This is a genomic window from Pontiella sp., assembly GCF_041622395.1.
GTDB lineage: Bacteria > Verrucomicrobiota > Kiritimatiellia > Kiritimatiellales > Pontiellaceae > Pontiella.
Map to the genome: position 1 here is coordinate 1 of NZ_JBFJYW010000097.1, position 11679 is coordinate 11679.

The window sequence follows — 11679 nt, forward strand, 5'->3', positions numbered from 1 at the left end:
GGGTCGCAGGCTCTGCGACCAAGGCACGGAGCCCGTGCCCCTCCCCACACGAACCCGACCCGACTACGGTTTCCTCTCCGGGGATCGGGTTGGCGGAAAACACCGGATCGGAATCCGGTGCTACGGAATATTTCTGAATACGCAGGCAGAACGTCGGCTATGATTCGGGACCGGCTTCTTTTCATGAGCCTTTTCCATGGATTCGAAAAAACGATTGGAAACGGCAGGGGAGGGGGATCATTTCGACCTATTGTTTTGTCGAACCGCGCCGTCTACGCGTCGGCTCTTCCGGCGCCATTTTCACCAGTTTTGGATCGAAGCGGGCAATGATGTCCACGAGGTCGGTCTGCGCGGCCATCACTTCGTGAATATCCTTGTAGCCCATCGGCACTTCGTCGAGTCCGGCGGAGATGAGCACCACGTCGTGTTCGGCCAAAAAGCGTTTGGCCTGGCTCCACGAGCAGCAGTTTTTGGTGGCGGTGCGGCTCATCGCCCGCCCGGCGCCGTGCGATGCCGAGTTCATGGATTCCGCGTTGCCCTTGCCGCGCACCACGAAGCCGGGCGTCGCCATCGAGCCGGGGATGATGCCGAGCGTTTCCCGGGTTGCGGGCGTCGCTCCTTTGCGGTGGACGATCACCTCCTTGCCGAAGTGGGTTTCCTTCCACGCAAAGTTATGGTGGTTTTCCACGTCCGCCAGCACCAGCGCGCCCAGGTTTTTGGCAATGGCCCGGTGGATCAATTCGTGGTTGGCCGCGGCATACCGGCCCATCAGCAGCATGGCTTGCCAATATTCCTGCCCGCAGGCGGAATCCAGCGCCAGCCAGGCCAGGTGTTTCAAGTGTTTCGGCAACTCCGGGTGGAGCTCCATCGCCCGTTGGCTATAGTACTTCGCGACCTCGCCGCCCGTGCCGCGGCTGCCGCTGTGTGACAGCAAAGCCGTATAGGTACCCGCCGCCAGTCCGAGTTCCGGTTTTTCGAGCGTCAGCGTTCCGAATTCCACGAAGTGGTTGCCCGAACCGCTCGATCCCAGCTGGAACCACGCCTTGTCCTTGTGCTTCTTCGTCACCGGGCTCACCGACCAGTCGGCATCCATCACGGCGTGTTCGTGCCGTTTCGAAAACCCCGCGCCGACGCCGAACTCGGTCTCGCGCTCCAGCGCGTTGCGCAGCCGCCCCTCCTCGCCGCGGATGTGCGACACCGGAAGGTCCAGCACCGTCATCTTCATGCGGCACGCGATATCCATTCCGACCGCGTAGGGGATCACGCAATTCTCCGTCGCCAGCACGCCGCCGATCGGCAATCCATAACCGATATGCGCGTCCGGCATCAGGGCTCCCGCCGTCGAAACCGGCAGGGCGCACGCATGGTTCATCTGCTCGATGGCGCCAGCCTCCAGCCCCGCGCCCCAAATCCGATAGGGCGCCGGCGACTCGCGCGGCTGGAATGTCCGCGCGGCGGCCGCTTCCGGATGGGCCGTCAGCGCCTCCGACAGCGCCCCGAAAACCTCGTCGTCCGCGAAGTCCGCCGGCGACTCGAGTACGGCGCAAACACGCGCCAGCAGCTCGCGCTTTTTAATGCCCTTCGCGGCGGCACGCCGCGCCGCGCCGATGGCTTCCTTCAGCGCGGCACCCTGCGGTACGCCCAGCTTGATTGGATCCTTCGGTTTCATGGAAAAGGGTTGCCGTGCCGCCTGTTCGGCGCTGCGGCGGACGTTGGCTACGCGTAATACTCCTCAATCACCTTCCAGGCCTCTTCGGCGGTGTTGCAGAAGGTGATGATGTCGAGGTCGGTCGGGCTGATGAGGCCGCATTCGGCCAGATATTCCCAATCGACCAGCCGCTTCCAGTGCTCGGCATCGAACAGGACGACGGGCATCGGGGCGATCTTCTTGGTTTGGATCAGCGTCAGGGCCTCGAACAGCTCGTCGAACGTGCCGAAGCCGCCGGGGAAAATGACGACCGCCTTGGCGCGTTGCAGGAAGTGCATCTTGCGCATGTGGAAATAGTGGAACTCGAAGTTCAGCTCGGGGGTGACGTAGGGATTGGCCTTTTGCTCGAACGGCAACTGGATGTTGAGCGAGATCGATTTGCAGCCGTTTTCGGTGGCGCCGCGGTTGCCGGCCTCCATGATGCCGCCGCCTCCGCCGGTGATGACCACGTATTCGCACTCGTGGTTGGTCTGGCAGGTGGTGCTGACGATGGCCGCCAGCTTGCGGGCTTCCTCGTAGTAGGGCACGAGGCCGGCGAGCTTGGGGTTCTTGCAGTCCGCCGCCTTTTCGGGCGAGGGGATGCGCGCGCTTCCGAACATGACGATCGTCGATTTCACGCCCTCTTCGGTCATGGTGACTTCCGGATGCAGGTATTCCAGCTGAAGCCGGACCGGGCGGCAGTGGGGCGAGTTGAGAAACGGGATGTTTTCGTAGGCTTTCGGTGGATCGATCATTTATTATTTCCTTCCTGCTTTTCAAATTCCTTGCGGCGTTTGCGGCCTGCGGTAACACCCCAGGCGATGGAGCCCGCAATGCATACCAGCACTATGATGAAACCATACATGTGTAACCTCCATACTAGTGAAGGCATTAAATCGATTCCCCCGTCGAAATGCCAATCCATTTAGCGGGCAGTTTCCTTCGGGAATAAAGTTTGTAGTTCCGGTGTTCGGCGGTTTAGATTCCGCCCCTTCTAAAAAAGCCCGCCAGAAGGCGGAACAACAAACCTTTCATGAAATTAGCTCCCCTCCAGTTTGGTTCGGTCGTGATCGACTTTCCCGTGGTGCTCGCCCCGATGGCGGGCTACACGGATGCCGCGATGCGTACGCTTTGCCTCGAGCACGGCGCCGGCGCGGTCTATACCGAGCTCACCAGCGCCGAGGGCATCCGCCGCGACTCCGAAAAAACCTTCCAGGTGCTCGACGCCGCCCGGGACGAGCACCCGATCGCGGGGCATCTTTTCGGGCGCGATCCGCAGGCGATGGCCGAGGCCGCGAAATACGTGGAGCAGACCGGGCGCTTCGACTGGGTCGACATCAATTGCGGCTGTCCCGTAAAGAAGGTGGTATCGCGCGGGGCGGGGGCGGCGCTGCTCAAGGATTTGCCGCACATGGCGAAGATTGTCGAGGCGGTGAAGGGCGCGGTTTCCCTGCCTGTTTCCGTCAAGACCCGCATCGGATTCAACCACGAGACCGCCGACCATCTCGAAATCGCCAAGGTGGTCGAAGCCAGCGGCGCGGATATGATCGCCGTGCATGCCCGCCTCGCCAAAAACTTCCACGGCGGCGACCCCGCCTGGGAGACGCTCGGCGAAATGAAGCAGGCGCTGAAGATTCCGATCATCGGCAATGGCGGCGTCAACTCGGCCGAAGATGCCGAAACGATGGTTGCCGTCTCCGGCGTCGATGGCGTGATGATCGGCCGCGGCGCCATCGGAAATCCGTGGATCTTCGAACAGATCAGATACGGCGGGCGGGACGCCTGCGAACCGGGGTTGGCCGCGCGCCGAGCCCTGATGGCGGAGCACCTGCAACGCCTGGTGGCGCTGAACGAATTGAAGCAAAAGGCGTCAAGCCGGCCCACCAAGCACTCGCCCGAGGAATCGGCCTGCGTCCAGTTCCGCACCCATATTCCCTACTATGTGAAGGGATTGTTTGATAAGAAGCAGCTTCTGATGAAGCTCGCCCATCTCTTGACGGTCGATGCCATCATGGAAGAGGTGGACATTTTAATGCAGAAAAACATGCGTGATGAGTGAAGCGCGAGACGGGATGGCCGACAGGGTGCATCACGGTTGAATCGCCACTATTCACCAAAAGGAACCTATGACCGAAGAAATTGAAATGAACGTGGGCCCCCAGCCGCTGGATGCCCTCATGACCGAAAAGAACATCAAGAACAACGATCTGGTATCGATCGCCCCGCCGGGGTTCATCACCCACAAGCAAATCCAGAAAGGCCGCAAGGGCCGCCGCCTGACGATGCACATGCAGCAGAAGATCCTCGACGCGCTGAACATCTACAGCGCCCCCGAATCGTACGAATGGAAAGACCTGTTCACCTATCGCGGCAAAAAGCCCTTATAGACCGCATCGTTCTCCGCAGGTTCAGTCGCCGATCCAAATGAGCTTCAGGCGGCCGAACTTGCGGGTGTCGGCCTCGTTCAGCCACGTGTTGAATTCGGCGTCGTATTGAAGGGCCGTCTCGTTCCACGTCCACCAGCCGCCTGCCATGGAAACGTCGCCGTCGAGGGCATCGCTGAATTCGGCGACGACCGCGAGGTAGGGATCGGGGCGGATCGGGCGGTTGATCGCGAAGCCGCCATATTCCATCGAAAGCACCGAGCCGGGGCGTGAATCGGGATCGTCCGGTTCGGAACCGAGGGCAAACTCGGCCACATTGCGCGCCCCGTCGTCATCGGCGTCGTCCATGGCGTTGGTTTCGGAGCCCAGACTGTAGCCCGCAATCCAGGCCGCGTAGTCCGACGCCGGCGCACCATCGGGGTGGAACACCAGCAACACGGAATGTAGATCCCCGGGATAGTCGTTGTTCGCAATCGACAGCACACCGCAGGGCGCCATGCGTCCGTCAAGCCCGCTGCGGTCGAGGGTGACGGTCAGCGTGCCGCTGTCCGTACCTTCGCCGAACGGCGTGGTTACGGTCGAAATCGCCCCCCACGGCAGGTTGCCGTCGAACACGCTGGGCCAGACGCTGATGCTTCCGTCGGTGCCGCCCTCGCGCACCAGCGGGATCTGCACCGAGTCCTGTCCCGGCGGAACGACCAGCAGGGTGTCGGCCAGCTGCGGGCGGATCTGCCCGGGTTTGGTTTCGTCGTCGCGGATGTTGATCGCCAGCGTGCTGTTCCACTCGGAGACGCATGCGCCGCCCGCGGGGTTGGACAACGTGACGCGCAACTGCTTGGTGCCGTCCTTGTCGGCGTCGTCGAGCAGGGGGACCGGGCAGGCGACGCGGGTGACGCCGCTGGGGAAAACCACCGCGATTGGGGCGAAGGCCGTATAGTCCACGCCGGCCACGGCGGTGCCGGGATCGGCGGCCAAGGAGAGCTCGCACGAAACCGCGCGGGTGCTCGGAACCACCCGCTCGACCCAAACCTGCGCTTGCGCATTGGTTTCGTCCACGCTCATCTCGCTGGCGTAATCGGCCATGATAATGATGTCGGAGTCTTCCACGTTGATGTCGAGCGTGGCATTCGCGCCGGCTTCGGTTGCGCCGAATCCGGTTCCGAGGGTCACCGAAAAGCCCTCCGTCCACTCATACTCGCTATCGGGAAGAAGGGCGACCGTCAGGTTGGTTGCCGTCTGGCCGGCGGCAAAAAACAGCGTGTTGGCCGTCTTCTCGAAATCGACATCCTCGACCGCCTGGGCTTTTCCGCCGTTCCAAACGCGGTATGCGATCAGGGCCGGTTGGGCCAGGTTTCCGGTGCGGGTGACGGGCACCGTGACGGTGCCGTCGCCTTCGTGCACCCAAAGCGCCTCGGCGGGCAGATTGACCACCGCCGCCTCGGCCGCGAAGGCCGGGCGAGCGCCCCCGGCGGCAACGAACGCGGATTCGCCGCCGCTCCCGTAGGCGCGCAGCTGATAGAGCGCGTTTTCTCCCGCGGCGATCTCGGTGTCGATGTAGTCCGTCGCGTTTCCGTCAAGGGTGGCGAGCAGTTCGTAGCCGGTGGTTTGAAGCCGGTACAGCCGCAGGCCGTCGGCGCGGAAGTCGGCGTAGGGATTCCATGAAATGCGCAGGCCGGTTGCGGCCGGCATGCAATACGGGGCGACCGGGGCCGACGGGATGGTTGCGCAAACGACCGACTGGGTCTGCACGGACTGGGCGGTGCCGTCGAGCCGCAGGGTGGCCAGTTCGTAGAACAGGGTGGCTCCCGGCGTGGCGTTGGTGTCCACAAAGCCCGAAGCCACCGTTTGTTCGCCGGGCAGCAGGTCGGTGAACGGACCGGAGGCCGAGGGGGCGCTCCGCAGCGTCCATCGGCTGTAGGCGCGCCCGCTGGCGTCGAAATCAACCTGTACGCCGGCGGGGGTTTCCAGCAGCGCGGCGGTGCCCGGCGCGGCGGCGGCCCGGGCGGCCGGCAGACCATTGCTCCACACGCTGGAGACGGCGGTTTGCGGGGCGGTCTGGCCGAAGGCATCGACCGCCTCGATCCAATAGTGGTTGTCCGGCAAGGGGGCTTCGTCGAGGAATCCCGGCTGGGTGCGCGGGGCCGGAGTCAGGAGGGTTTGGGGTCCTGTCTCCGCCGGGGCGCGCCACACGCGGTAGCCGGCCGCGTCGGCGGTCGGGGCCCAACTGAGCCAAACGCCGTCGGAGAAGGCCGCGACGTCGGGGGTTTCGACCGCTTCAGGCTCCGCCAGCACCGTAAATGAAACGGACTGCTCTTCCCAGTCGCCTTGAAGGGTCAGGCAACCGGCGGCCAAGGTGTGCAGGCCGTTGGTCAACGGCCGGGTTGCCGGCACTTCGCCGGAGAGGTTGGCTTCGTCGATGGTGAACCAGCGGGTCACCTCCGTGCCGTCGAGCAGAATGCGGAAGCTTTCGGGAACGATCCCCTGCGAATCCGCCGTTGAAACCGTGAAGGCGGGCGTGCGGGTCGTGATGGTTTCGGCATCCGCGGGGGTGAAGGTCCATGCGGCGGGGGCCGGGGCCGACCAGGCGGTCGAGCCGGTTGCGGCCTCCGAAAGCAGGGTGCCGGATTGGCCCGCCCGCTCGGGCAGGATCATGGCGGCTTCGCCGGCGGGCAGGATGCCCGCCGGACCGCCGTCGAGTAGTTCCAGCCGTAGATTGCCGGCCATGTTTTCGGCATAGATTTTGCCGTCGGTATAGATGCCGAAGTCGGTGCGGATGGCGGCCCTGGACACGACGGGGTCGCTGGATTCGGTCGTCCGGGCAAGCGTCTCGGCAAAAGCACTCGACGCCCGCATGGCCCCCGTCGGGGGAGCGGAAAACTCAAACGGTTTATAGGAGCCTTCTTCCGTCCAGTTGATCAGCCATTTTTCGACGACGCTGCCGGGCGTTTCGGAGACGATGCCCACGCTGTCGGGGACCCCCAGCGCGGTGTCGAGCATTCCGCCGAGGGTCTTGTGGACCCGCAGGCGCATGCAACGGCGCGGTGTGTCTTTCCACTCCTGCAGCGTGTTGCGCAAGCTGATCGTCAGCAGGTTGGCCCCCTGGACCAGCATTCCTTTGCCGACGTAGACCGTCAGTCCTTCCGCGGCGGCCGCCTCGATAAAGGCATCCGTGCCGTCGCAAAACCGCAGGTTCAGGTAGCCGGAAAGCAAATCGGTTCCGACTTGGATGCCCGTTCCCTCCTGGATCTGCATGCCGACGAAAACCGTTTCGCCCAGGCCTCCGCTGATTTCATCGCGCACCGCGGCCCGATAAACACTGGTGACGATGGCAAACGGGATATCGATCCTTTCCGCAACTTCCAGCTCAACCCCGCCTTTAACCGCGCTGATCGCAACATCGCCGAAAACCCAACCCGGCACCGCCTGGTCGCTATCCAGATCGGCATAGGCATGGAAGGAGTGAACGCCGCCGCTATCGGTGCGGGACCAGCCGCTATCCAACCGAATGGGCGAACCCTCGGCCGGTTCGATTTTCACGCCGACATCGCCCTGGAGTTGGTTTGATTTTTGAATGCTGGAATATCCGCCGGCATCGGTCTGGATATACGGGGTGACGTAGGACGTGACGACGGAATAACTCACGCCGGCGCCGTACGAGTTCCGCAGTTCAACCCCCAGCGGTTTGTAGAAATGAATTTGACACACAAAGCGGGCCTCGATGGTGACGATCTCCCTGCCGCCACTTCCGTTGTCCTGCTCCCATGAGACGTTGGCAATGATAACCCCTCCGCCGAGGGCCACATCCGTATCGCGGGGGATTTCTATCTCCTGGGAAAAGCTGGTCCCTTCCATTCCGTTGATGGAGTAGGTTGGTGAATCGCCGGTTCCGCCCGCGTAGTGGAAGGTATATTCCACGGAGGCGCTCTTTTTAATGCGGTAGAGCATCACGTGCTTTTCCAGGGAATAGACGTCGGAGAGGTAGTCCGCTTTTTCTTCCAGGAAGTCGGCGCCATTGACCTGGACCGTTAGCGTCCAATTTGAATTGCCGTTGGGCTCGTCCACGGTGTGGGTGTTGGCGTCCGATCGGACGGCCAGGGAAACGAGCGAAAAAAGAATCAAGGCCAGAGATTTGCGGATCGACAACATGGCGACCTCCCACGGTTATAAAGGTTGGTTCTCTTGTGCATTGTGAGAACTGTTTTTGCAAAATTAAGTTTTGCGGTTCTGCGGCGCGAAACGGTTCCCCGGAGGGCCATGACGGATCGGATGCGCCGGCGGGGAGGGGCTATTATTCGGTTCTTTCTGTTTTTTATAGGCGGAGCGGGCGGGTATCATTTCGCGCATTGATGGAGATTCCGATTATGGCGAAGCAATGGATTAATGTGGCGGGGGCGCGGGAGCACAACCTGAAGGATGTGCACGTCAAGATCCCGCGCGACGAGTTGACGGTGGTAACGGGGCTGAGCGGTTCGGGAAAGTCGTCGCTGGCGTTCGACACGATCTATGCCGAGGGGCAGCGCAAGTATGTGGAGAGCCTTTCGGCCTACGCGCGCCAGTTTTTGGGGCAAATGCAGAAGCCGGACGTGGACTACATCGAAGGGCTCTCGCCGGCGGTGTCGATCGAACAGCGCACGGCGGGGTCGAACCCGCGCTCGATCGTGGCCACGACGACCGAGATCTACGACTATCTCCGCCTGCTGTTCGCCAGCATCGGCAAGGCGCACTGCTACCAATGCGGCAAGCCCGTCACCAGCCAGAGCGCCGAGGAGATCGTCGAGCAGTTGATGCTGCTGCCCGCCAAAACCAAGCTGATGATCCTGGCGCCGATGGTGCGCGGCCGCAAGGGCGAGCACGTCGAGGTGTTCGAGCAGATCCGCAAGCAGGGCTTTGTCCGCGCCCGCGTCGATGGCGAGGTCTACGAAATCGAAAACGTCCCGAAGCTCAAGAAAACCTTCAAGCACACCATCGATGCGGTGGTGGATCGGCTGTCGATCGCCGCCGACATCCGCAGCCGCATGACCGACTCGGTCGAGCTGGCGCTGGGGCAGGCCGAGGGATTGGTGACGGCCTTGGTTGCCACCGAGGAGGGCGGCTGGGAGGAGCGGCTCTTTTCGGAGCACAACGCCTGCAACGACTGCGGCATCAGTTTCGACAAACTGGAGGCGCGCCACTTTTCGTTCAACAGCCCGTATGGCGCGTGCCCGACCTGCCATGGACTGGGCACCCAAATGGTGTTCGACGAGGATCAGGTGGTGCCGGACAAATCGCTGGCGATCGAGTCGTGCGTGCATCCGTGGCGCTACGGCGGGCGGCGCATGATCATCTACCACAAGAAGCTGCTGCAGGCCCTCGCCGAGCGGCACGGGATTGACCCGCGCACCCCGTTCGACGCGTTGCCGAAGGCCGTTCAGCGGGAACTCTTCCACGGCTCGGGCGACGAGGACATTGAATACTACATGCGCCGCCGCCTGATCAAAAAGCCGTTCAAAGGCGTTTTCCCGATGTTGATGGAACGGGTGGAGAGCAACGAGAACGAGGCGATGAGCCACTGGCTGCGCGGCTACATGACCCGCTGCATCTGCCCCGAATGCAACGGCGCGCGCCTGCGCCCGGCGGTGCTGGCCTGCTTGATGAACGGCCGCAACATCCGCGAAATCATCACCGACTCGGTGATCGATGCGCAACGGTTTTTCGACACGCTCGACCTGACGAAGCAGGAAGCCCTGATCACCAAGGAGATCCTCAAGGAGATCCGGTCGCGCCTCGGCTTCATGGTGAACGTGGGGCTGGATTATCTCACGCTCGACCGCGAGAGCGGCACGCTCTCCGGCGGCGAGGCGCAGCGCATCCGGCTGGCGACGCAGATCGGCGCGGGGCTCGTGGGCGTGGTCTATGTGCTGGACGAACCGAGCATCGGGCTGCACCAGCGCGACAACGACCGGCTGATCCATACGCTGCAGGGGCTGCGCGATCTGGGCAATACGGTGATTGTGGTCGAACACGACGAGCAGACGATCCGCACGGCCGACTTCGTGGTGGATATGGGGCCGGCCGCCGGCCGCCACGGCGGCGAAGTGGTGTTTGCCGGCAGAACCGACCGCTTGCTTGAGGCCGATACGCTGACGGCGAAATACCTGCGCGGCGAGTTGCAGGTCGAGGTGCCTGCCGCACGGATGAAACCCTTCAAGGGCTGGATCGAGCTGAAGGGGGCCGAGGCCAACAACCTCAAGAAGGTCAACGCCAAGTTCCCGCTGGGGCTGTTCACCTGCGTGACCGGGGTTTCGGGCAGCGGCAAGAGTACGCTGACCGACTTCACGCTCAAGCGCGCGCTGGCGCGCCATTTCAACGGGTCGAAGGATGCGCCCGGACCATACAAGAGCATCGAGGGGCTGGAGCTGGTCGATAAGATGATCGTGATCGACCAGTCGCCGATCGGCCGCACGCCGCGCTCGAATCCGGCCACCTATACCGGGGCGTTCACCGACATCCGCAACCTGTTCGCGACGCTGCCCGCCTCGAAGATGCGCGGCTACAAGCCGGGGCGCTTCAGCTTCAACGTCAAGGGCGGCCGCTGCGAGCGCTGCAAGGGCGACGGCATCCTGAAGATCGAAATGCACTTCCTGCCGGATGTCTATGTGCCGTGCGAGCAGTGCGATGAAAAGCGGTACAACAAGGAGACGCTGGAGGTCCACTACAAGGGCAAAAGCATCGCCGATGTGCTGGATATGACGATCAGCGAGGCGCAGGAATTTTTCGAGGCGGTGCCCAAGATCCAGCGCAAGATGAAGACGCTGATGGATGTCGGGCTCGGCTACCTGAAGCTCGGGCAGCCCGCCACGACCCTCTCCGGCGGCGAGGCGCAGCGCGTCAAGCTCTCCAGCGAGCTGAGCAAGCGCTCCACCGGGCAGACCGTCTACATCCTCGACGAGCCCACCACCGGGCTGCACTTCGCCGACGTCCACAAACTGCTCGAAGTGCTCGAGCGCCTGCGCGACGAGGGCAACACCGTCATCGTCATCGAGCACAACCTCGACATGATCAAGCGCGCCGACCATATCATCGATCTCGGTCCCGGCGGCGGCATCAACGGCGGCCGCGTCGTGGTTTCCGGTCCGCCCGAAAAGGTGGCCCAGTGCGAGGCGTCCTTCACCGGGCAGTATCTCAAGGAGCTCCTGTGATCGAGCGCATTGGCCGGTTTTTGGATGCGGGCACGGCGTCGTGCGCGGTGCTGGGGACGAACGGTTCCGGCAAAAGTTTGCTGGCGGTGGAATTGTTCGAAACCGCGCAGGCCGCCTGTTCGTTGGTGTCGCTCGAGCAGCAGATCGAGGTGATCGAGGAAGAGCGGCGCAACGACGATTCCGACTTTCTGGACTGTCCGGATCCCGGGCGCTCGGCCTTCGAATTCATTCAGGAGGGCGGGCCCGTTTCGCCGGAGCTGGAATCGCTCTTCGTGGATTTCCGGATGGAAGCGATCCTCGGGCGCGGCCTGAAGTATCTTTCGACGGGCGAATTCCGGAAGGTGCAGCTTTGCCGTGCGCTGGCGGAAAAGCCCCGGCGGTTGATTCTCGACGAGCCCTTCGACGGGTTGGATGCGGCCTCGCAATCGGA

7 protein-coding genes are annotated in these 11679 nt (G+C 62.9%); 4 read left to right on the plus strand and 3 right to left on the minus strand.

Features of this window, described 5'->3' with window-relative positions:
• Nucleotides 1-247 precede the first annotated feature (247 nt).
• Nucleotides 248-1669 carry an RtcB family protein gene (locus tag ABYO54_RS07410; protein WP_372807612.1) on the minus strand — a complete coding sequence of 474 codons (1422 nt, stop codon included), beginning with the start codon at nt 1667-1669 and terminating at the stop codon, nt 248-250.
• Nucleotides 1670-1716: 47 nt separating this feature from the next.
• On the minus strand, nt 1717-2442 hold the full coding sequence (locus tag ABYO54_RS07415; RefSeq protein WP_372807613.1) for a TIGR00730 family Rossman fold protein: 726 nt from the start codon (nt 2440-2442) through the stop codon (nt 1717-1719).
• 278 nt (nt 2443-2720) lie between these two features.
• Here ABYO54_RS07415 and ABYO54_RS07420 point away from each other — a divergent pair, with 278 nt between their 5' ends.
• Entirely contained in the window at nt 2721-3746 is a 1026-nt protein-coding gene (locus tag ABYO54_RS07420; protein ID WP_372807614.1) for a tRNA dihydrouridine synthase, read from the plus strand.
• Nucleotides 3747-3813: 67 nt separating this feature from the next.
• Nucleotides 3814-4074 carry a hypothetical protein gene (locus ABYO54_RS07425; protein WP_372807615.1) on the plus strand — a complete coding sequence of 87 codons (261 nt, stop codon included), beginning with the start codon at nt 3814-3816 and terminating at the stop codon, nt 4072-4074.
• A gap of 21 nt (nt 4075-4095) precedes the next feature.
• Here the strand turns inward: ABYO54_RS07425 and ABYO54_RS07430 are convergent, their stop codons facing one another.
• Nucleotides 4096-8217 carry a Calx-beta domain-containing protein gene (locus ABYO54_RS07430; RefSeq protein WP_372807616.1) on the minus strand — a complete coding sequence of 1374 codons (4122 nt, stop codon included), beginning with the start codon at nt 8215-8217 and terminating at the stop codon, nt 4096-4098.
• Between the two features lie 215 nt (nt 8218-8432).
• Here ABYO54_RS07430 and uvrA point away from each other — a divergent pair, with 215 nt between their 5' ends.
• Entirely contained in the window at nt 8433-11249 is a 2817-nt protein-coding gene (uvrA, locus tag ABYO54_RS07435; RefSeq protein ID WP_372807617.1) for an excinuclease ABC subunit UvrA, read from the plus strand.
• A partial coding sequence (locus ABYO54_RS07440; RefSeq protein WP_372807618.1) for an ATP-binding cassette domain-containing protein occupies nt 11246-11679 on the plus strand: 434 nt, incomplete at its 3' end. The genes uvrA and ABYO54_RS07440, both read left to right, overlap by 4 nt.

Bases quoted from the DNA above. Each gene is read 5' to 3' on its own strand.
- ABYO54_RS07425 (WP_372807615.1), top strand. From the start codon at position 3,814: ATGACCGAAGAAATTGAAATGAACGTGGGCCCCCAGCCGCTGGATGCC.
- ABYO54_RS07415 (WP_372807613.1), bottom strand. From the start codon at position 2,442: ATGATCGATCCACCGAAAGCCTACGAAAACATCCCGTTTCTCAACTCG.
- ABYO54_RS07420 (WP_372807614.1), top strand. From the start codon at position 2,721: ATGAAATTAGCTCCCCTCCAGTTTGGTTCGGTCGTGATCGACTTTCCC.
- uvrA (WP_372807617.1), top strand. From the start codon at position 8,433: ATGGCGAAGCAATGGATTAATGTGGCGGGGGCGCGGGAGCACAACCTG.
- ABYO54_RS07410 (WP_372807612.1), bottom strand. From the start codon at position 1,669: ATGAAACCGAAGGATCCAATCAAGCTGGGCGTACCGCAGGGTGCCGCG.
- ABYO54_RS07430 (WP_372807616.1), bottom strand. From the start codon at position 8,217: ATGTTGTCGATCCGCAAATCTCTGGCCTTGATTCTTTTTTCGCTCGTT.